The sequence below is a fragment of the Mesorhizobium sp. BR-1-1-10 genome (genome assembly GCF_020165595.1).
Lineage (GTDB): Bacteria > Pseudomonadota > Alphaproteobacteria > Rhizobiales > Rhizobiaceae > Mesorhizobium > Mesorhizobium australicum.
The window spans coordinates 49,302-70,962 of record NZ_JAIUIL010000008.1; the positions used below are offsets into that span (position 1 = coordinate 49,302).

Sequence of the window (21,661 nt, forward strand, 5' to 3'; positions counted from 1 at the left end):
GTCATTTGCCGCGGCGGCGCAGTCCGTCGAAGTAGACGATGATGATGATCAGCGCGCCGGTGATGATGCGCTGCCAGAACGAGTTGACGTTGAGCAGGTTGGCGCCGTTGTTGATGGTGGCCAGGATGAAGGCGCCAAGCAGCGGCCCGTGCACCGAGCCGACCGCGCCGAACAGCGAGGTGCCGCCGATGACCGAAGAGGCGATCGCCTGCAGTTCCCAGCCCTCGGCCTGGGTCGGGTTGCCGATGCCGATGCGGGCGGCGAGCAGCACGCCGACGAAGGCCGCGCACAGGCCGGACAGCGTATAAGCCATGTAGATGGTGCGCTGGACATTGACGCCGGACAGGCGCGAGGCCTCGGCGTTGGAGCCGACCGAAAAGAGGTAGCGGCCCCAACGGCTGTGATGCAGGAAGACATAGGCGGGCACACCCACCAGGATCACCATCCAGAACAAATTGGGGATGCCGATAAAGGAATTGCGCGAGAAGGCGGTAAAGCTGTCGCTGTTGATGTTGATCGAGTTGCCGTTGGTCATCAAAAGGCCGATGCCGCGCAGCGAGGTCAGCGTCGCCAGCGTGATGATGAAGGGCGGCAAGCCCATCTTGACGATGCCGAAGCCATGGAAAAGGCCGATGGCGACACCGACGAGCAAGGTGATCAGGATGGCGACCGCGATCGGAACGCCGGCATTGATCAGCATGGCGACGACGACGGTGGCGAAGCCGACCACCGCGCCGACCGACAGATCGATGCCGCCGGTGATGATGACGAAGGTCTGGCCGACCGCCATGATGGCGATCATCGAGCCCTGCCGCAGAAGATTGGCGATGTTGTTGCCCGAGGCGAAGCTTGGCGTCGCCAGGGACAGGACGATCCAGAGCAGCACCAGCAGCGCCAGCAGCGTCAGCCCGAACAGGACGTTGTAGTTGCGCTTCGGTTTTTCGGCGGGGATCGCCTCGATGCTCATGTCTGTCCTCCCAGTTTTTCTTGTTTCTCGGCGAGCGCCTGCGTGAGAATGTCCTCGTGACTGGCGGTATGGAACCCGTGCGTGGCCACCAGCTTGCCGCGCCGGAACACGTGCAGCGTGTCGGCCAGTTCGTAGACCTCCGGCAAATAGGACGAGATCAGGATGATGCCGGCGCCCTTCGACAACAGCTCGCCGAACAGGCGATAGATCTCCGCCTTGGTGCCGACATCGACGCCGACCGTCGGTTCGTCGAAGATGAACAGCTTGGCGCCGTGCGCCAGCCATTTGCCGATGACGATCTTCTGCTGGTTGCCGCCCGAAAGGCTCGACGCCAGCGCCCCGCGCGTCGGCGTCTTGATCCTCAGGCCGGCGATCTGACGGTCGGCCTCGGCCTTCTCTTTCGCATTCGAGATCAACAGATTGCTGGAGATGCGCTTGTAGATCGGCAAATTGAGGTTGAGGCCGACCGGCAAATTGAGGCAAAGGCCTTGGTCGCGGCGGCTTTCCGGCGCCAGTGCCATGCCGAGCTTGATCGCGTCGTGCTCGGAGTTGATCTGGACGTCCTTGCCTTCCCACAGGATCTGGCCGGCCGACTTCTTGTGACGTCCATAGAGCGAGGTGACGAACTCGCTGCGGCCGGCGCCGATCAGTCCGTAGAGGCCGACGATCTCACCGGCACGCACCGTCATCGAGATGTTCTCGAAGCCTTTGCCCGACAGGTTCCTTGTTTCGACGATCGGAGCGCCCGGCGTGAAATGCTCCTTGTGATAGACCTGTTCGATAGAGCGGTTGATCATCATCTTGACCAGCTCGGCATCATTGGTCTCGGCGATATTGCGTGTGCCGACCAGCGTGCCGTCGCGCAGCACGGAAACCCGGTCGGCGAGTTCGAAGACCTCCTCCATGCGATGGCTGATGTAGATGATCGTCACGCCTTCACCCTTCAGGCGCCGGATCAGCGTGAAAAGCTGGTCGGCCTCCTTGCGGGTGAGGTAGGCCGTGGGTTCGTCGAAGATCAGGAATTTGGTGCCGCGCACCGTGGCGCGGGCAGCGGCGATCAGCTGTTGCTGGCCGATGGTGAGATCACCCAGCACGACATGCGCCGGCAGGTCGAAGCCGAGATCGTCGATGATCGTCTGCGCTTCCCTGACCATGGCGCGCTGCTGCAGGATGCCGAAACGGGAATTTTCCTCGCCAAGGAACATGTTGGCGGCGACCGTCAGGTGACGGCACAGCACGACTTCCTGGTGCACGGCATTGATGCCGAGCGCCATCGCTTCATGCGGCGTCGCCAGGGCTGCCGGCTGGCCTTCCCAGAGGACCTCGCCAGAGGTGCGCGGCATGACGCCGGTCAGGAGTTTGATGAGGGTCGATTTGCCGGCGCCGTTCTCGCCGACGATGGCGTGGATTTCGCCTGACTTGAAGGCGAGATTGACCGGCTTCAGCGCATGGGTGCCGGGGTAGCGTTTTTCCAGCCCGCGCAGTTCGAGGATGGTCCTGCCGGGTTCCAGCACGGGGGCCGGATGCAGTTCCTGCGCCGTCGGCGTCATGACAATCCTCCCAGATTGGCCCCGCGGTTGGCATTCGGCGAGGCTGCGGTCGTCTTTCAGGCAAAGCCAAACAGGCTGATCGCCAAGCCGCTTTGGCGGCGGATGCTTCCGGGGCCTCTGGCCCCGGAAGCGGTTTTGAACGCCGGCTGCTTAGAGCTTGGGATTGAGCAGCGCGTCGATCTTGGGGTCCTTCATATTGGCCTTGGTCACCAGATTGGCGCCGGTGTCGACATTGGCCTCGACCTTTTCGCCCTTCGAGGCGGCGAGCGCGGTCTTGATGCCGTCATAGCCCATCCGGTAGGGATCCTGGACGACGAGGGCGGAAATGACGCCGTCGTTGAGGAACTTGATCAGCTTCTCGTCGCTGTCGAAGCCGACCAGCGCCAGCTTGCCGCCAAGGTTGTTCTCGGCGACGGCCTGGCCGACGCCCTGCGCCATGATCAGGTTGGAGGCGAAGATGCCCTTGAGGTTCGGATTGGCGGTGATCAGGTCGGTGGCGATGTTGAGGCCGGTGGTGGCCTGGCCGTCGGCGTATTTGTCGGCGACCAGCTTCAGGCCGGGATATTTTGCCTTGAGCTGCTCGGTGAAGCCCTGCTTGCGCTGTTCGAGCGAGCCGGCGCCGGGAGCGTTGGTGATCAGGGCGACGTCGCCCTCGATCTTGCCGCCATTAGCGGCGCCGATGGCGGCGGCAAGGCCGTCCGCGGCGACGCGTCCGCCCTGCACGTTGTCGGTGGTCAGGAACGAGGTGAAGGCCTTGGAGTCGGCGCCGGAGTCGATGCCGATGACCTTGACCTTGGCGGCCGCTTCATCGATCGGCTTGCCCAGCGCCTTGAACTCGGTGGGCGCGATCACGATCGCGGCCGGGTTGCTGGCGACGGCGTTCTCGAGGATCGAGACCTGGCCGTTGACGTCGGTCTCGGCCTGGGCGCCGAGTTCCGGCACGTTGATGCCGAGATCCTTGCCGGCCTTGCGGGCGCCGGCCAGAACGATCTGCCAGTAGAAGGACGTGGTGTCCTTGACGATGATCGGGATAGTCACATCCGCCGCCGAAACCGGTGCGGTATGCATGACGCCGGTGAGCATCGATGCTGCCGCCAGGGCCATGACGGCGCGGCGGTTGAGAATGCTGGTCACGAATTTCATAAGATCCTCCCTAAGTCGCCCGGTGAACGTTAACGGAAGCTCCGTCCGGATAGGCGTAGCCCAAACAGAACTTTATCAATAAAAAACAGTTGCACCGTTTTGATAGTGCATCGATCCAGCCGATGCAAGCGGTGTTTCAGCCAGTTCTTCCAGACAATGACTCCCCTAGCGGCGGCTTCTCCCTTGTCGCGGTCAGGCGCTCCCGTTTCCGTTCTGTAAAGCTATGGAATATTAATTCCATAGCTCAGTCAATATGGAATGTTCATTCTTCTTTGGATCGCGACATCGCGAAGGCGGGTCGCGCGCCCGTGCACATCGCGACGATGCGCTTCAATGCAGTTCCTGCACCACCGTGTAGGGACGATACCTGGCATAGTCCGTCTCCGGCACGTCGATATCGAGCAGTTCGAGGTTGCGCGTCAGGTTTGCCAATTTTGCGGTACCGGTCAGCACAGTGGCGACCGCGGGTTCGTGCAAAGGAAACTGGAACGCGGCGGCGGGCAGCGGGTAGCCACCTTCAGCGGCGATCTTCTCCATGGCGTCGACACGGTCGAGAACATCGCGGCTGGCGGGCTGGTAGTCGAAATGCGCCCGTTGCACCGGCCCGGTCGCCAATATGCCTGAGTTGAAAACCCCGCCAATGACAAGCGAGGTCCGTTGCGCCCGGCACAGCGGCAGCAATTCGGCTTCCGCGCTGCGGTCGAGCAAGGAATAGCGGCTGGCGAGCAGGATGCAGTCGAGCGGCGCGCGGCGCATCACGTCGAGGCAGATCTGGACTTCATTGACGCCGAGCCCGTAGGCGGAAATCGTGCCGGCCCGCTTCAGCTCCTCGAGCGCCTTGAGGCCGCCGTCCATCAACTGGCGAAAGTGCAATTTGGTTTTCTCGACACCGTGCGTGTAAACGCCGATATCGTGGACAAACAGGATGTCTATCCTGTTTAGCCCAAGGCGCGCATAGCTGAACTCGACCGAGCGCATGATGCCGTCATAGGAATAGTCGTAGTCCAGCGCGAAGGGCAGCGGATCGACATAGGAGTGGTCTGGCACCTGATCTTCGGGCACCGGGTGAAGCAGGCGGCCGACCTTGGTCGACAACACATAGGAATCACGTGGCTTGTAGCGCAGGAAATCGCCGAAGCGCCGTTCCGACAGGCCGAAACCGTAGAAGGGCGCGGTGTCGAAATAGCGCAGGCCCGCCTCCCAGGCACCCTGCAGCGTTTCCATTGCCGCTTCGCGCGAACACGCCCGGTAGAGGCCGCCGATCGCGGCGCCGCCGAAACTGACTTCGGTGACCTCCAACGCGGTCTGGCCGATGCGGCGTTTTTCCATGCGCAACCTCCCTATCCCGGCCACCTGTCCGGCCGGGCAGTCTACCAGACATCAATCGAAATCAGAGCGTCGCGCCGAGATGCCAGGGCACGAATTCGTTGTCCCCGTAGCCAAAATCCTCGCTCTTGGTCTTGCGGCCCGAAGCCGTCTCGACGATCAGTTCGAAGATCTCCCGGCCCATGCCGGCGATGGTCTTTTCGCCGGAGGCAATGACGCCGCAATTGACGTCCATGTCCTCTTCCATCTGGTGATACATGGTCGAGTTGGTGGCGACCTTGATCGAGGGAGTCGGCCGGCAGCCGAAGCAGGAGCCGCGGCCGGTGGTGAAGACGATGACGTTGGCGCCGCCCGCGACCTGACCGGTGGCAGAGACCGGGTCGTAGCCGGGCGTGTCCATGAACACCAGCCCATTGCCGGTGACCTTCTCGGCGTAGCCGAAGACGCCGTTAAGCGGCGTCTGGCCGCCCTTGGCGACCGCGCCCAGCGACTTTTCCAGGATGGTGGTTAGGCCGCCGCGCTTGTTGCCGGGCGATGGGTTGTTGTCGATCGAGGCGCCATGCTTGGCGACGTGATCCTCCCACCATTTCACGTAGCCATCGAGCTTCTTGGCGACCTCGGGGCTTGCGGCGCGATAGGCGAGCAGGTGCTCGGCGCCATAGATTTCCGTCGTCTCGGAGAGGATGCCGATGCCGCCGACGCCAGCGAGGATGTCGACGGCCGCACCCAGCGCTGGATTGGCCGTGATACCCGACATGCCATCGGAGCCGCCGCATTGCAGGCCGACGACGATCTCGCTGACGGGGATCGGCTCGCGCTTCAACTGGCCGACTTCCTCGGCGATCTCGGCCAGCACGCCCATCGCCTTTTCGACCGATTTGCGCGACCCGCCGGCATCCTGGATGTTGAAGTGGCGCTTGCCGGCGGCGGCACCCTTCTGGCCGTAAAGCGTGAGCTGGTTGACCTCGCAGCCGAGCCCGACCATCAGCACGCCGCCGAAATTCGGGTGGCGGGCATAGCCGGCCAGCGTGCGGTGCAGCACCATCATGCCGTCGCCGGTGCCGCTCATGCCGCAGCCCTGGCCATGGACGATGGGCACGAAGCCATCGATCCCGGGATATTTCGGCAAAAGGGTCCGGTTGGCGGTGTCGGCGATCGAATGGCAGACGGTGGCCGAGCAATTGACGCTGGCGATGATGCCGATGAAGTTGCGGGTGCCGGCGCGGCCGTCGGCGCGGCGATAGCCCATGAATGTCCGGGCGCGGTCCGCTTCCGTCGCATGCTCGGCCTCGCTTGGCGGCACCACGGGGAGGCGGCCGGCCTCGAAGACCAGATTGTGCGAATGGACATGCTCGCCGGGCGCGATGTCCTGCGTGGCGCGACCGATCGCCTGAGCGTATTTGACCACGGCTTCACCCGCGGCAATCGGCTTGATCGCCACCTTGTGGCCGGGCTCGATGACGGTGGCAGCGAGCGCGCCACCCGGCAGCGCGGTGCCGATCTCGATGCGCCCATTGGCAACGGCGACATTGTCGGCGGGGGACAGAAGAATGGTATTCGAGACGTTCACGGGCGGTTTCCTGGGTGATCCTGGGATGCGCGGATTGACACGCGCCTGTTAAGAGTTAATGTCTTTTATCGTGAAAAAACAGTTTTGCGTCAATTGTTTTTTCACGGCGGTTCCGCCCTGGGTAAGTGGTGGCGCTGCAGACGATGGAACGTCATATTGCGCTTCAAGCCGGCCGCCGCAAGCGCTGGCGTGCAACGGGTCAGGGATGTCGAAGAGCAACAACGTCTACAAGGACGCCTATAACCGTTGTCTGAGGCTGCTCGATGAGACGCGCAGCCTGCCCTCGGAACCGGAACTTGGCGCCTTGCTGGGAGTCAGCCGCACGACCGTGCGCAGCATCCTGGCGCGCATGGAAGAAACCGGGTTGATCGCCTGGAACAAGCGCGCCAAGACGGTGCTGCGCGATCCACGTGCGGATGATTTCTTTCCCGAGGAAGAGACCGACACGCTGGCCGAGATCATCGAACGGTCGTTCATGCGCAGGCTGCTGGCCGGCGGCGCCGAGGCCGGCATGCAGATCAACGAGCTCGAACTGGCGCGCGAGATCGGCGTCGGCACCACCAGCGTACGCGAGTTCCTGATCCGCTTCTCCCGCTTCGGCCTGATCGAAAAACGCCGCAACAGCCATTGGGTGCTGAAAGGCTTCACGCGGGCCTTCGCGCTGGAACTGACCGAGATCCGCGAAATGTTCGAATTGCGCTCGGCCGCCGCCTTCACGGCGCTGCCGCAGGACAGTCCGGTATGGGGCGATCTCGATCGGCTGGAAGGGGAACACCGCGTTCTGGCACGCGAGATCGCGACGCGTTTCAATGAGTTCTCGGAGCTGGACGAGCGCTTGCACCGGCTCATTCATCGCGCCTCACGCAACCGCTTCATCGTCGATTTCTACGACGTCATCGCCATGATCTTCCACTACCACTACCAGTGGAACAAGGCACAGGAACGCGAGCGCAACGAAGTCGCGATCGGCGAACATCTGGCCTATATCGAGGCGCTCAAGTCGCGCGATCTCGGCAAGGTCGATGCCGCCTGCCGCAAGCACCTGAAGTCGGCCCGCCAGACATTGCTGACCTCCATCCCGGAAAGCCGGCCGTCTCAAAAGAACTGATCCTGCCGTGTTGCCGCAGCATGGAATTGACGATTTTCGACCTCTGGCTGCCGTGGTAGGGATAGTCATCGATCGTTTGAAGAGGCAAATGGTGAACCGCCGGGAGAGACGCTGGAGCATGCCGGTCGCGCTTGTCGCGGCCTGTCTGCTGTTGCTCCAGTCGACACTTGGTGCGTTCGCCTTCAGCATCGGGCCTGATACCGCGCAGCTCGATGCCTTCGGCAACGTCATCTGTACCCACGATGGCGCGACACAGCTTCCCGGCGGCGACCAGCACCCGTCCCATCCGCCGGCCTGCTGCACACTCGGCTGCAGCATGTTTTCGCCGGCCTATGCGCCGCCGGCCGATGCCGGGCTTGCGCTTGCGTCCCTTTCCTTCGAGGCCGTCGCCTTCGTCTTCCCGGCGACCACGCATCTCGACTTCGCCCGCGAACGCTCCCCATCGAATCCGCGCGCGCCCCCATTGGTGGCTTGAGCCTGCTTGCTTGCGGAACCTTTCGCGAGCGTACTCATCCAAGATCAAGCATTCGCGACCGGCGACGGCGCGATCATCACGTCATGGAGCAACCATGTCCCATTCTTTCCGTATATTGGCGGGCACTGTGTTCGGCCGCACCCTGTCTCGCTTCAAAGCCGATCTCGGCATTGGCGCGTTAGCCCTCGCGCTTGTCTTCCTGGGCGCCCAGGCCGTCCTGGCGCATGAATTCAAGGTCGGCGATCTCGAAATCGAACACCCCTGGTCGCGCGCCACGCCAGCCGGCGCCAAGGTGGCCGGCGGCTATTTCACCATCGTCAACAAAGGCAGTACACCGGACCGGCTGCTGTCGATTTCCTCCGACGTCTCGGAAAAGGCCGAGCTGCATCAAATGGGTGTCAAGGACGGCGTCATGACCATGCGGCCAGTGGATGGTGGCCTGGAAGTCCCGGCAGGCGGCAAGGTCGCGCTGGCACCCGGTGGCTACCACCTGATGTTTATCGGCCTGAAGCGGCAACCCAAGCAGGGTGAAAAATTCGCCGCCACGCTGACCTTCGAGAAGGCCGGCACGGTCAATGTCGAGTTCGCCGTCGAAGGCATGGGCGAAATGGGCGGCATGGACGACCACGCCAATTGATCGCGCCGATCACCGATTTTGAAATCAGAGGGACCATCATGAACAAATATCTTTTGGCGGCCGGCGCGTTTCTCGTGCTGGGGACAAATGCCGCCTTCGCGCACATCACGCTGGAGACCCAGGAGGCGGCAGTCGGCTCGACCTACAAGGCTGTGCTGCGCGTGCCGCATGGCTGCGACGGCAAGGCGACGACGGCCGTGCGCGTGCAGATCCCAGAAGGGGTGATCGCGGTGAAGCCGATGCCGAAGCCAGGCTGGACGCTGCAGGCCAAGAAGGGCAAATATGAAAAATCCTACCAGCTCTATGGTCAGGCGGTTGCCGATGGGGTCAAGGAAGTCGACTGGAGCGGCGGCAACTTGCCGGATGAATTCTACGACGAGTTCGTCTTCCGCGCGACGCTGACGGCCGACCTGCCCGCCGGCCAGAAGCTGTACTTCCCGGTGGTGCAGGAATGCGGCGATGCCGCCGCCCGCTGGATCGAGATTCCGGCGGCCGGACAGGATGAGGACGCGCTGGAGAACCCGGCGCCCGGGATCAAGCTCACGCCGAAGACATAGCTTTTCTCCCTGGCGCTCTGCTTGTCGGAGCGCCGCATCCCCATGGCATGGCATGATCGCAATACCTTCCTGGATAGTCGATACGAACAGCAAGCTCGTCGGCTGGGTTGCCGGCGGGCTGCTCGCTGCGGCCATGGCGCTCATCGTCATGGCCTCGACAAGCCAGGCCCTTGCCCATGCGGCGCTGATCAAGACCGATCCGGCCGACGGTGCGGTGCTGGCGCAGGCCCCAGCGCGGTTCTCGCTTACCTTCAGCGAGCCGGTCTCGCCGCTGGTGCTGACGCTGGTGACGCCCGACGGCACCCCGGTTCCGCTGACCGACTTCCGTCTCAGCGACCAGACGGTCGAGATCGACAATCCGCGGGCGCTCAAATCCGGCACGCACGTGCTGAGCTGGCGTGTCATTTCCGCCGACGGCCATCCGGTCGGCGGCTCGCTGCTGTTTTCCGTCGGCGCGCCAAGCGAGCCGCCGGCCGTCTCCGAGGCGATTGACTGGCCGCTGCGGTCGGCGATCTGGATCGGCAATGTTTTTCTCTACATGGGCCTTTTCTTCGGCATTGGCGGCGCGTTCGCCTTTGCCTGGCTGGCCGGGGATGGCCGTGCCGGCCGTCGCTTTGTCACGGCCGCGATCTTGTGCGGGCTGATGGCGGCACCCTTGTCGCTGGGCTTTCAGGGTCTCGATGCGCTGGGGGCGCCGCTCTCCCATCTGGCGCAGCCGGTGATCTGGCGCACCGGGCTCGGCACCAGCTTCGGCTGGACGGTGCTGATCGCCCTGGTCGCCTTGGGACTTGGCCTGCTGTCGCTGGCCGGACCGCGCGCGGCCGCCAGGCCGCTTGCCCTTGCCGGACTGGCTGGCGTCGGCGTCGCACTCGCCGCCAGCGGCCATGCCAGTGCCGCCGAACCGCAATGGCTGACACGGCCGCTGGTCTTCGTGCATGGCGTCGGCATCGCTTTCTGGGCGGGCGCTTTGGTGCCGCTCGGTCTCGCGCTGAAACGTCAAGCGGCGGGCGCCGTCGAATTCCTGCACCACTTCTCATGGGCAATCCTGCCTGTGGTGGCCTTGCTTGCCGCGGCAGGCATCGTGCTGGCCGTGATCCAGGTGCAGATACCCTCGGCGCTGCTCGACACAGCCTATGGCCGGCTGCTGCTGGTCAAGCTCGTGCTGCTGGTCTTCCTGTTCACCCTTGCCGCAGTCAATCGCTGGAAGCTCACCGCTTCGGCCGAGGCGGGAGCGACCGAGGTGCAACGCAGGCTCACCCGCTCGGTCAGCGTCGAAGTGCTGATCGTGCTGGCGATCTTCGGAGTCGCCGCGGGCTGGCGCTTCACGCCGCCGCCACGAGCACTGGCGATCGCGGCGGCGCAGCCGGTTTCGGTCCACATCCATGCGCTGCAGGCGATGGCCGATCTCAGCATCACGCCAGGCCATGCGGGGCCGGTGGTCGCCTCGATGATCATCATGACCGGCGATTTCGGACCGCTCGACGCCAAGGAGGTGACGCTGGTGCTGTCGAAGCCCGATTCCGGCATCGAACCGCTGAAGCGCGCGGCGACCAGGCCCGGCGACGGCAGCTGGCGTGTCGACAACCTCATCATCCCGGTACCCGGCCGCTGGATGGTGCGCATAGACATCCTGGTCTCGGACTTCGAGATGGTGAAGATCGAGGCGCCGGTCGACATCAGACCGTAACGCCCCAGCCACACAATTGGGCGAGGCGGTTGACGCGGGCCTGAAGGGCCGTCAATCATTCAAGCAACAATGAGCGCAAGCTCGAAAACACCAGATCCGAAAGCAGGGAAGAAACGATGGAAAAAGCCGAAATCGGCCTGATCGGCCTTGGCACTATGGGCTCCAACCTGGCGCTGAACATCGCCGAGCACGGGCACCGCATCGCCGTCTTCAACCGCACAAGGGCACGCACCGACGCTTTCGTCGAGAATTCCGGTGCGCTCAGGGACATGGTCGTCCCCTGCTACAGCCTGGAGGAACTCGCCGCCGCGATCCGGCCGCCGCGTCCGATCATCATCATGGTGCTGGCCGGCAAGCCGGTCGACGAGCAGATCGAAGCGCTGCGTGGCGTGCTGTCCGACAACGATATCGTCATCGATGCCGGCAATGCCAATTTCCGCGATACGATGCGGCGCTTCTCCGAGCTCTCTGGCTCGGGTTTGACCTTCATCGGCATGGGTGTCTCCGGCGGTGAGGAGGGCGCGCGCCACGGACCCTCGATCATGGTCGGCGGCACGGAAGACTCCTGGAAGCGCGTCGAGAAGGTGCTGACCGCGATCTCCGCCAAGTTCAAGGAGGAACCTTGCGCCGCATGGCTCGGCACCGACGGCGCCGGGCATTTCGTCAAGACCATCCATAACGGCATCGAATATGCCGACATGCAGATGATCGCCGAAATCTACGGCATCCTGCGTGACGGCCTGGGCATGGGGCCGAAGGAGATCGCCACGGTATTTTCCAACTGGAACAAGGGCCGGCTCAATTCCTACCTGATCGAGATCACCGCCAAGGTGCTCGCCGCCGACGATCCGAAGACCGGCAAGCCGGTGGTCGACATCATCCTCGACCGCGCCGGCCAGAAGGGCACCGGCAAATGGTCCGTCATCGAGGCGCAGCAGCTCGGCATTCCGGCGACCGCGATCGAAGCGGCGGTGGCGGCGCGCGTGCTGTCGTCGATCAAGGACGAGCGGCAGGCGGCGGAAAAAGCCTATGGCAATATCGGCGTGACCAGGATTTCCGGCGACAAGGACGCGCTGCTGAAAGACCTCGAACTGGCGCTGTTCGCCGGCAAAATCGCCGCCTACGCGCAGGGCTTCGCGGTGATGAGCGGCGCTTCGAAGGAGTTCAACTGGAACCTGCCGATGCCGACCATCGCCAAGATCTGGCGCGCCGGCTGCATCATCCGCTCGCAGATGCTCGACACGATGGCCGAAGCGCTCGGCAGCGGCGATGCTTCCACCAGCCTGCTCATGGCGCCAGCCTTCATCACCATGATGCAGGAGGCGCATCCGTCGCTGCGTCGCGTCGTGGCCAGGGCTTCCGAAGCCGGCGCGCCGGTGCCTGCACTGTCGTCGGCTCTTGCCTATTTCGACAGCTACCGCCAGGGCCGCGGCACCTCGAACCTGATCCAGGCGCAGCGCGACTTCTTCGGGGCGCATGGTTTCGAGCGCATCGGCGAGCAGGGTGCGTTCCATGGGCCGTGGGGCAGCGGCGCGGCTGGCTAGATCAATTCCAGGAAGATTGCGTGGCGGTTTTCCGTCCTGAATTGCGTAAAAAGGAGTCTATTCACCGAAGCGCCGATAGGCCACGACGCCCTTCGGTTCGCTCAGGCTCTGCAGCGAGCCGGGCGCGGCGCCGCCGATCCAGCCGAGCACCGAGCGGGCGAGTTCGGACCCGGCCAGGCGGAAGTCTTCGTTCACGACCAGCAATTCATGCCTGAACAGATGCAGCAGTTCCGACGACTGCTTCGACACCACGTCGACGTCGCGGCCGAGCTTGAGGCCGGCGTCCTCGATGCCGGCGACGATGGCGAGGGTCGCGGCGGCGGCGCTGCTGACGATGCCGTCCGGCCTGATGTCGCGCCGCATCAGCTGCGCGGTCCTCGTCCTGATCTGTTCGATCGAATGGTCGATCGAAACGGTGTTGAAGGGCACCTCGCTAGCGCCGACTTCGCTCAGCGCATCGGCAAAGCCGTCGACCGTGTGGCGGTAGTAGCTCAAACCCACCGGCGGCGTCACCAAAGCGAGCCGGCGGCGGCCTAGGCCGGCGAGATGGCGCACCGCCTCGGCCGCGAAGGCGTGGTTGTCGAAATCATGATAGGGATGCACGAGCCCCATATCGGTGCGGCCGTGGGTCGCGAAGGGAATGCCGCGCTCCAGCATGTAGCGGGCCCGGGGATCGTTCGGCTGCGTGCGTGAAATGATGACGCCGTCGGCGGAGCCGGTCTCCACGAGATAGCGCACCGGATCCAGCGGATCCTGCGAGCGCGAATAGGGCGTGACGATCAGGTGGTAGGGCGTGTCGGCGATGACTTCCGTGACGCCATAGATGATGTCGGAGACAAAGCTCATGAGTTCGTGCTCAGTGTTGAGCACGAGGCTGATGACATTGGTCTTGCCGGTCCTGAGGCGCACGCCGGCGCGGTTCGGCCGATAGCCGATCTGCTTGGCCACGAGCTGGACTCGGCGCCTAGTCTCGGCGCCGATCTCGGGCGCGTCCTTCAAGGCCCGCGAGACGGTGGTGACGCCGAGCCCGGTCATGAAGGCAAGCGTCTTCAGCGTCGGCCGCTCCTGTGCCGTCGCCTCGTCATCCTTGGCCGTGCGCTGTCTGTTCATCCGTCCCGCCCATCAGGCGCATAGCAGCCGCCGGGCAGCCCGGCAATGTTGCGGCCGCTCCCCATGGCGCGTCACCTGCAGTGGAAGCAGTATACTGAAACGTTACAGCTTGTCACGATCGGTGTAAACGGGCGCGGGCGGACGCAAAAAGACGCCGTCAACCGCAGGCCGAAAAAACGTTGGGATTCAGAGGGAAGCGTGCTCTTGGCAAGTTTCTTGCTGCTCTTACCTAGAGAGCGGTGCAGTTTTGCATATTGCGTCGCACAATGCCGCGGCAGCGAGATGATTTTGTTCGCAGCTCGAAAAATGTCAAAGTGACATTCTGCCGGAAGGGGTTGCGTATGGTCTTCAATTGCCGTATCGAAAATCTGTAACGTTTCAGATTTCTGGGAGGAAGCCGAAATGCGATACAAATTCCTGACCGCTGCCTTTGCCGCGACGGTTGCTCTCAACTTTGCCGGGCCGGCGGCCGCGACCGATCTGGAAGTCACCCATTGGTGGACCTCCGGCGGCGAGGCGGCGGCGGTCGCCGAACTCGCCAAGGCATTCGACGCCACCGGCAATCACTGGGTCGACGGCGCCATCGCCGGATCCGGCGGCACGGCGCGGCCGATCATGATCAGCCGCATCACCGGCGGCGATCCGATGGGGGCCACGCAGTTCAATCACGGCAGGCAAGCGGAAGAGCTGGTTCAGGCTGGCCTGATGCGCGATCTCACCGATGTCGCCACCAAGGGCAAGTGGACGGAAGTGGTACGGCCCAAGAGCCTGCTCGACTCTTGCACCATCGACGGCAAGATCTATTGCGTGCCGGTCAACATCCATTCCTGGCAGTGGCTGTGGCTGTCGAACGCGGCGTTCGAGAAGGCCGGCGTGCCGGTGCCGAAGAACTGGAACGAGTATGTGGCCGCCGCTCCGGCGCTGGAGAAGGCAGGCATCGTGCCGCTCGCGGTCGGTGGGCAGGCCTGGCAGGCATCGGGCGCCTTCGACGTGCTGCTTGCCGCGGTCGGTGGAACCGACACCTTCCTCAAGGTCTACAAGGACAAGGACGCCAAGTTCGCAGCCGGTCCTGAAGTCGCCAAGGTGTTCAAAGCGGCCGACGATGCGCGCAAGATGGCCAAGAACACGAATGTGCAGGACTGGAACCAGGCCACCAACATGGTCATCACCGGCAAGGCCGGCGGCCAGATCATGGGTGACTGGGCGCAGGGCGAGTTCCAGGTCGCCGGCAAGACCGCCGGCAAGGATTACACCTGCCTTCCCGGCCTCGGCCTGAACGAGGTCATCGCAACGGGCGGCGACGCCTTCTATTTCCCGCTGCTCAAGGACGCCGACAAGGCCAAGGCGCAGGAGGTGCTGGCCGAGACGCTGCTCGATCCCAAGACCCAGGTCGCCTTCAACCTCAAGAAGGGCTCGCTGCCGGTGCGCGGCGACGTCGACCTCAACGCGGCCAATGACTGCATGAAGAAAGGTCTCGCCATCCTGGCCAAGGGCGCGGTCATCCCGTGGACGGACCAGCTGCTCTCGCAGGACAGCCAGAAGCAGAAGGAGGACCTGTTCTCGGAGTTCTTCGCCAAGCCCGACATGAGCCTCGAAGAGGCGCAGAAGCGCTTCGCCGACATCATCGCTTCGGCTGATTGACGACCGACGAGCCGTCCGCTCCCGACCTTGCCAGACAGGGCCGGGAGCCAAGGCGTGCTGACTTTCCGCCCTTATCCGATCCAGCACGGCTGTACCGATGAGCAAGAGCGAACGCCCGAGCCAACTCTTCCGCAATCTCAACGCGAAGGTCGCTTCGATCCCGATGATCCTCACCGCAATGGTGGTCTTTGTCGGCGGCACCGCGTGGACGGTGCTCTATTCCTTCACCAATTCGAAGCTGCTGCCGCGGCTGAATTTCGTCGGGCTCGACCAGTATTACCGGCTGTGGGCGACGCCGCGCTGGCTGATTTCGATCGAGAACCTCTTGATCTACGGTGTGATCTCACTGGTGTTCTCGCTGGTGATCGGTTTTCTGCTGGCGGCCCTGCTCGACCAGAAGATCCGTTTCGAGGACACGTTCCGCACCATCTTCCTCTACCCCTTCGCGCTCTCCTTCATCGTCACCGGCCTTGTCTGGCAATGGCTGCTCAATCCGGATTTCGGCGTCCAGGGCGTGGTACGAAGCCTCGGCTGGACCAGCTTCGACTTCAATCCGCTCTACAATTCCAGCATCGTCATCTACGGCATATCGATCGCGGCGCTTTGGCAAGGCACGGGGCTGATCATGTGCCTGATGCTGGCGGGCCTGCGCGGCATCGACGAGGACATCTGGAAGGCCGCACGGGTGGACGGGATTCCCATGTGGAAGACTTATCTGTTCATCATCATCCCAATGATGCGGCCGGTTTTCATCACCACGCTGGTGATCATCGCGTCCGGCATCGTCAAGGTCTATGACCTCGTCGTCGCGCAGACCAGCGGCGGGCCGGGCATCGCCTCCGAAGTGCCGGCCAAATACGTCTATGACTACATGTTCTTCGCCCAGAATCTCGGCCAGGGCTTTGCCGCCTCGACCATGATGCTGCTGTCGGTGATGATCGTCATCGTGCCGTGGGCCTATCTCGAATTCGGAGGCCGCAAGCGTGTCTGATCATGCCGTCTCCTTGTCCGCCACGTCGTCAAACCTCCGGGCTGGCGCCTCCGGCCCGAGCGGACCAAAGCCGCGGCACATGTTCTCGCGCCGTAACATTTTCCTGTACGGCACGCTCATCGTGGTGGCGCTCTACTATCTCCTGCCGCTCTATGTGATGGTCGTCACCTCGCTGAAGGGCATGCCGGAGATCCGCCTCGGCAACATTTTCTCGCCGCCGCTCGAGATCACCTTCGAGCCCTGGGTCAAGGCGTGGTCGCAGGCCTGCACCGGCCTCAATTGCGACGGGCTTTCGCGCGGGTTCTGGAATTCGGTGCGCATCACCGTTCCCTCGGTGATCCTGTCGATCGCCATCGCCTCGGTGAACGGCTACGCGCTGGCCAACTGGCGCTTCAAGGGCGCCGACACCTTCTTTATCATCCTGATCGTCGGCGCCTTCATTCCCTACCAGGTGATGATCTATCCCATCGTCATCATCCTGCGCGAGATCGGCCTCTATGGCAGCCTTACCGGCCTGGTGATCGTGCATTCCATTTTCGGCATGCCGATCCTGACGCTTCTGTTCCGCAATTATTTCACCTCCATGCCGGAGGAACTGTTCCGGGCGGCGCGCGTCGATGGCGCCGGCTTCTGGGGCATCTACCTGCGCATCATGCTGCCGATGTCACTGCCGATCTTCGTCGTCGCCGTCATCCTGCAGGTGACCGGCATCTGGAACGACTTCCTGTTCGGCGTCGTCTACACCCGTCCCGACACCTATCCGATGACGGTGCAGCTCAACAACATCGTCAATTCGGTGCAAGGCGTGAAGGAATACAACGTCAACATGGCCGCCACCATCCTGACCGGGTTGGTGCCGCTGATCGTCTATTTCATTTCCGGCAAATTGTTCGTGCGCGGCATCGCCGCCGGCGCGGTGAAAGGGTGATGGCGATGGCGGCGAACGGCACCAGCGTTTCGATCCAAGACCTGTCGCTGAACTTCGGCGCGGTCTCGGTGCTGCAGACGCTCAATCTCGATGTCGCCGAAGGCGAGTTCATCGTGCTGCTCGGACCCTCCGGCTGCGGCAAGTCGACCTTGCTCAACTGCATCGCCGGCCTGCTCGACATTTCGGAAGGCCGCATCTTCATCAAGGGCAAGAACGTCACCTGGGAAGAGCCCAAGGACCGCGGCATCGGCATGGTCTTTCAGTCCTATGCGCTCTATCCGCAAATGACGGTGGAGAAGAACCTGTCCTTCGGGCTGCGTGTCGCCGGCATCGCCAAGGACGAGATCGCCAAGCGCATCGCGCGCGCCGCCGAGATCCTGCAGATCGAGCCGTTGCTGCAGCGCAAGCCGGCGGCCCTTTCCGGCGGCCAGCGCCAGCGCGTGGCGATCGGACGGGCGCTGGTGCGCGATGTCGACGTCTTCCTGTTCGACGAACCGCTGTCCAATCTCGATGCCAAGCTGCGTTCAGAGCTGCGCGTCGAGATCAAGCTTCTGCACCGCAAGCTGCAGAACACGATGATCTATGTCACCCACGACCAGATCGAGGCGATGACGCTGGCCGACCGCATCGCGGTGATGAAGGGCGGCGTCATCCAGCAGCTCGACGCGCCGCAGACCATCTACAACCGCCCGGTCAACCGGTTTGTCGCCGGCTTCCTCGGTTCGCCTGCGATGAATTTCGTCGAGGGGCAGCTGGAGACCGGCACGACGGCGGTGTTCAAGACCGGGGATTTGACCATACCGCTCGAGCGCTATGGCTTCGATGGCGCCGGCAACAAGAGCGGGCCTTGCGTGTTCGGGATTCGCCCCGAGCACGTTGCCTTTGGCGAGGCCGCGAATTCCATGCCCTTCGCCACCGATGCCGCCGTCGAGATCGTCGAGCCGATGGGCTCCGATACGCTGGTGTGGACGAAGCTCGGCGGCCGCATTTTTTCCTTCCGTGTCGAGGCGGAAAAAACGCTGCGCAATGGCGACCCGATCAGGATCGGCTTTGATCCTGCCCGCGCCTCGCTGTTCGATACTCCATCCGGCAACCGCATGTAGCTCCCAAGAAAACCATCCTCCCAAGGACAATCCCCAAGCAGAACGGACAGAGACGATGAACTGGTCATTCCAACTTTACAGCGCCCGCAATTTCTTGCCCTGGACCGATGTGCTCGAAATGCTCGGCAAGCTCGGCTACGCCGAGGTCGAAGGGTTCGGCGGCGTCTATGACGATCCCAAGGCCTTCCGCGCCGAGCTCGACAAGAACGGCCTTGCCATGCCGACCGGGCATTTTTCCATCGATGCGCTGGAGAATGATTTCGACGGTGTGCGCCGGATCGCCGAAACGCTCGGCGTCAAGCTTTTGATCTGTCCGTATCTGATGGCCGAGGACAGGCCATCCGACGCCGCCGGCTGGCGCGCCTTTGGCGAGCGCCTGGCCAAGGTCGGCGAGGTCGCGTCGAAGGCCGGCTATGGCTTCGCCTGGCACAACCATGATTTCGAGTTCAAGACACTCGCCGACGGCTCGGTGCCGCAGGACCATATCCTGTCGTCCGCGCCCAATATAGGCTGGGAAATGGACGTCGCCTGGGTAGTGCGCGGCGGCTCCGACCCGCTGCCCTGGATCGAAAAGCAGGGCCAGCGCATCGTCGCCGTCCATGTCAAGGACATGGCGAAGGCGGGCGAGGGGCTGGATGAGGATGGCTGGTCGGATGTCGGCCACGGCACGATCGATTGGGCCGGCCTGATCAAGGTGCTGCGGGCCAAGAGCGCGGCGAAATACTTTGTCATGGAACAGGACAATCCCAACGACATCGAGCGCTTCGCCCGCCGCTCGATCGCAACCGTCAAGAGCTACTAGGAACAACCACCATGGCAAAGAAGCTGGGTACTGGGAAATTGGGTGTTGGCGTCATCGGCTGCGGCAACATCTCGAAGGCGTATTTTTCGCTGGCGCCGTTGTTTCGCGGCATCGAGATGCGCGCCTGCGCCGACATCAACATGGACGCGGCCAGGGCGCGGGCGAAGGAATTTAAGCTGCGCGCCGAGACCGTCGAGGATCTGCTCAAGGCCGACGATATCGACATCATCGTCAACCTGACCATTCCGGCCGTGCATTACGAAGTCTCGAAGCAGGTGCTCGATGCCGGCAAGCATGTCTATTCCGAAAAGCCGTTCGTGCTGTCGCTCAAGGAGGGTCAGGACCTCAAGGCGCGGGCCCAGAAGAGGGGGCTGCGCATAGGCTCGGCGCCGGACACGTTCCTCGGCGGCGCGCACCAGCTGGTGCGCGAACTGATCGACGAGGGGAAGCTTGGCAAGATCACCAGCGGCACTTGCCACGTCATGGGCCACGGCATGGAGCATTGGCACCCCAATCCCGACTTCTTCTTCCAGCCCGGCGCGGGACCAGTGCTCGACATCGGACCGTACTACATCACAAATCTCATCCAGCTGATCGGGCCGGTGAAGCAGGTGGCGGCTTTCGCGACGACCCCCGCCAAGGAACGGACCATCAGCTCAAAGCCGCGCGCGGGCGAAAAAATCCCGGTCAACACGCCGACCACCATCCATGGCCTGCTGGAATTCGAGAACGGCGCCGTGGTGACGCTGAACACAAGCTGGGATGTGTGGGCTCACGGCCACGCGCCGATGGAACTCTATGGCGAGGCCGGGACGGTGTTCGTGCCGGATCCGAACTTCTTCGGCGGCGACGTGCGCTTCACCGAAGAAGGCAAGCCGGTCAAGAAGCTGCCGAAATGGAAGCATCCGCTTGGCGTTCCCAATGAGATGCATGGCCAGGGCATGATGGCCAATTACCGCACGGCGGGCCTGGCCGACATGGCGCTGGCGATCGCCGAAGGGCGACCGCACCGCTGTTCAATGGAGCTCGCGCTGCATGCCGTCGATGTCATGACCGGCCTCCTGCGCTCCGGCGAAACCGGCAAGTTCGTCCCCATGCAGACCACTTGCGAGCGTCCGGCCGCGCTTGGCGTCAAGCAGGCCAAGGAGCTGCTGGCCAAGAAGACGTAGTCGCATGGATTATCGATAATTTTGCTTACCCCTCTCCCCGTTCCTCCGGGGAGGGGGTAAAGGATGGGGTACGGGCATGCTCATCGCCTCTGCGATGACGGTGCCCTGTCCGTTCAGATTCGAGGATTTCCCCATGCCCTATATCGCCGCTGAAAACCGCTACGAGAAAATGATCTACAACCGCTGCGGTCGGTCCGGCCTCAAGCTGCCGGCGATCTCGCTCGGGCTGTGGCACAATTTCGGCGACGACACGCCGCATCGAACCAAGCAGGCGATCGTGCGAAAGGCCTTCGATCTTGGCATCACCCATTTCGACCTCGCCAACAATTATGGGCCGCCGCCCGGCTCGGCCGAGACGGCTTTCGGCGAGATACTGCGTACTGATTTTGCCGCCTATCGCGACGAACTGATCATCTCGACCAAGGCCGGCTACGAAATGTGGGCCGGCCCCTACGGCGAATGGGGCGGGCGCAAATACATGCTGGCCAGCCTCGACCAGAGCCTGAAGCGGATGGGCCTCGACTATGTCGACATCTTCTATTCGCACCGCTTCGATCCCGATACGCCGCTCGAAGAAACCATGGGCGCGCTCGACCATGCGGTGCGTTCGGGCAAGGCGCTCTACGCCGGCATCTCGTCCTACAATTCGCAGCGCACCCGCGAGGCCGCCGACATATTGAGGCAACTCGGTACGCCCTGCGTCATCCATCAGCCGAGCTATTCGATGCTGAACCGCTGGGTCGAGGAGGACGGACTGCTCGACACGCGGCTCCATCGTGTTCTCGCCGCTGGCGCAAGGCATGCTGACCGACAAATATCTCGGCGGCATTCCCGATGGCAGCCGGGCCTCCCAAGGCAAGTCGCTCAAGACAGCTTTCATCAACGATCGCACCATTGCCAACATCAAGGCGCTCAACGCGATCGCCGGCAAGCGCGGCCAGACGCTGGCCCAGATGGCCTTGGCCTGGGTGCTGCGCAGGGGCCGGGTTACTTCGGCGCTGATCGGCGCCAGCCGGCCTGAGCAGGTCGAGGATTGCGTCGGGGCGCTGAAGGTGCTCGACTTCAGCGACGCCGAACTGGCCGAAATCGATACATACGCGCGCGAGTCCGATATCAACCTGTGGGCTGCTTCCGCCGAACGCAAAGGCCCGCCGAGGAAATAGCTGAAGCCGGCTAATGAAGGCTGGCGGAATTGCTCGCGCCGGCCTTCGCGGATGAAGTCCAGTCAGGGCGTGGCCGGCCTCCCTGAGGCGGCGTTGATCGCCGCGTGGGTCGGCAGGCCAATGGTGCCTAGCACACCCTTGGCTACCCTCGTCGAGATTTCTGCCAATGTGCCCGCGCGTCATCGATTGG

At 63.2% G+C, this 21,661-nt stretch carries 18 protein-coding genes and 1 pseudogene; 13 read left to right on the plus strand and 6 right to left on the minus strand.

The features are described 5' to 3' along the window. Position 1: 1 nt before the first annotated feature. The 5 genes from LB555_RS18780 to LB555_RS18800 all read right to left on the minus strand — a co-directional run bounded on the left by LB555_RS18780 (position 2) and on the right by LB555_RS18800 (position 6,556). Positions 2 to 967 (minus strand): ABC transporter permease, encoded by a 966-nt coding sequence (locus LB555_RS18780; protein WP_015315661.1) that lies wholly within the window; start codon positions 965 to 967, stop codon positions 2 to 4. Beyond that, on the minus strand, positions 964 to 2,517 hold the full coding sequence (locus LB555_RS18785) for a sugar ABC transporter ATP-binding protein (protein WP_140618932.1): 1,554 nt from the start codon (positions 2,515 to 2,517) through the stop codon (positions 964 to 966). The genes LB555_RS18780 and LB555_RS18785 overlap by 4 nt, the downstream gene beginning before the upstream one ends. 150 nt (positions 2,518 to 2,667) lie before the next feature. Next, positions 2,668 to 3,660: an ABC transporter substrate-binding protein gene (locus LB555_RS18790; protein WP_015315663.1), complete on the minus strand. Its 993-nt coding sequence runs from the start codon at positions 3,658 to 3,660 to the stop codon at positions 2,668 to 2,670. Positions 3,661 to 3,990: 330 nt separating this feature from the next. Then, a complete protein-coding gene (locus LB555_RS18795) occupies positions 3,991 to 4,989 on the minus strand; it encodes an aldo/keto reductase (protein ID WP_224683474.1) in 999 nt (332 codons plus the stop codon). Positions 4,990 to 5,050: 61 nt separating this feature from the next. After that, complete coding sequence (locus tag LB555_RS18800) at positions 5,051 to 6,556, minus strand: UxaA family hydrolase (protein WP_015315665.1); 1,506 nt, start codon at positions 6,554 to 6,556, stop codon at positions 5,051 to 5,053. Positions 6,557 to 6,761: 205 nt separating this feature from the next. Between LB555_RS18800 and LB555_RS18805 the strand changes: the two genes are divergently transcribed. The 6 genes from LB555_RS18805 to gndA all read left to right on the plus strand — a co-directional run bounded on the left by LB555_RS18805 (position 6,762) and on the right by gndA (position 12,564). After that, positions 6,762 to 7,664, plus strand: coding sequence for a GntR family transcriptional regulator (locus LB555_RS18805; RefSeq protein WP_140618928.1), 903 nt, complete (start codon positions 6,762 to 6,764; stop codon positions 7,662 to 7,664). 118 nt (positions 7,665 to 7,782) lie between these two features. Then, positions 7,783 to 8,139, plus strand: a complete 357-nt coding sequence (locus tag LB555_RS18810; RefSeq protein WP_224683475.1) for a DUF2946 family protein — start codon at positions 7,783 to 7,785, stop codon at positions 8,137 to 8,139. A gap of 94 nt (positions 8,140 to 8,233) precedes the next feature. Continuing rightward, positions 8,234 to 8,776 carry a copper chaperone PCu(A)C gene (locus LB555_RS18815; RefSeq protein WP_224683476.1) on the plus strand — a complete coding sequence of 181 codons (543 nt, stop codon included), beginning with the start codon at positions 8,234 to 8,236 and terminating at the stop codon, positions 8,774 to 8,776. Positions 8,777 to 8,814: 38 nt separating this feature from the next. Further along, positions 8,815 to 9,333 (plus strand): YcnI family protein, encoded by a 519-nt coding sequence (locus tag LB555_RS18820; RefSeq protein WP_224683477.1) that lies wholly within the window; start codon positions 8,815 to 8,817, stop codon positions 9,331 to 9,333. A gap of 52 nt (positions 9,334 to 9,385) precedes the next feature. Continuing rightward, complete coding sequence (locus LB555_RS18825; RefSeq protein ID WP_224683478.1) at positions 9,386 to 11,020, plus strand: copper resistance CopC/CopD family protein; 1,635 nt, start codon at positions 9,386 to 9,388, stop codon at positions 11,018 to 11,020. A 116-nt stretch (positions 11,021 to 11,136) separates the two neighbouring features. Then, positions 11,137 to 12,564 (plus strand): NADP-dependent phosphogluconate dehydrogenase, encoded by a 1,428-nt coding sequence (gene gndA, locus LB555_RS18830; protein ID WP_224683479.1) that lies wholly within the window; start codon positions 11,137 to 11,139, stop codon positions 12,562 to 12,564. A 57-nt stretch (positions 12,565 to 12,621) separates the two neighbouring features. Here gndA and LB555_RS18835 read toward each other — a convergent pair whose 3' ends face one another. Then, complete coding sequence (locus LB555_RS18835) at positions 12,622 to 13,674, minus strand: LacI family transcriptional regulator (protein WP_224683480.1); 1,053 nt, start codon at positions 13,672 to 13,674, stop codon at positions 12,622 to 12,624. Between the two features lie 402 nt (positions 13,675 to 14,076). On the opposite strand from LB555_RS18835, the gene LB555_RS18840 reads away from it, so the two are divergent. From LB555_RS18840 to mgrA, 7 genes and pseudogenes are all read left to right on the plus strand, one after another. After that, the gene (locus LB555_RS18840; RefSeq protein ID WP_015315675.1) at positions 14,077 to 15,315 is read left to right on the plus strand and encodes an ABC transporter substrate-binding protein; all 1,239 of its coding nucleotides are present in this window, start codon (positions 14,077 to 14,079) and stop codon (positions 15,313 to 15,315) included. Positions 15,316 to 15,412: 97 nt separating this feature from the next. Then, positions 15,413 to 16,306 (plus strand): carbohydrate ABC transporter permease, encoded by an 894-nt coding sequence (locus tag LB555_RS18845; protein ID WP_015315676.1) that lies wholly within the window; start codon positions 15,413 to 15,415, stop codon positions 16,304 to 16,306. Beyond that, the gene (locus tag LB555_RS18850) at positions 16,299 to 17,234 is read left to right on the plus strand and encodes a carbohydrate ABC transporter permease (RefSeq protein WP_140721116.1); all 936 of its coding nucleotides are present in this window, start codon (positions 16,299 to 16,301) and stop codon (positions 17,232 to 17,234) included. The genes LB555_RS18845 and LB555_RS18850 overlap by 8 nt, the downstream gene beginning before the upstream one ends. Beyond that, a complete protein-coding gene (locus tag LB555_RS18855) occupies positions 17,234 to 18,337 on the plus strand; it encodes an ABC transporter ATP-binding protein (RefSeq protein ID WP_411969424.1) in 1,104 nt (367 codons plus the stop codon). The genes LB555_RS18850 and LB555_RS18855 overlap by 1 nt, the downstream gene beginning before the upstream one ends. 55 nt (positions 18,338 to 18,392) lie before the next feature. Then, positions 18,393 to 19,139, plus strand: a complete 747-nt coding sequence (locus tag LB555_RS18860) for a sugar phosphate isomerase/epimerase family protein (protein ID WP_015315679.1) — start codon at positions 18,393 to 18,395, stop codon at positions 19,137 to 19,139. Between the two features lie 11 nt (positions 19,140 to 19,150). After that, positions 19,151 to 20,308, plus strand: a complete 1,158-nt coding sequence (locus LB555_RS18865) for a Gfo/Idh/MocA family protein (protein ID WP_224683481.1) — start codon at positions 19,151 to 19,153, stop codon at positions 20,306 to 20,308. 133 nt (positions 20,309 to 20,441) lie between these two features. Continuing rightward, positions 20,442 to 21,471, plus strand: a pseudogene (gene mgrA, locus LB555_RS18870) (L-glyceraldehyde 3-phosphate reductase). Positions 21,472 to 21,661 lie beyond the last annotated feature (190 nt).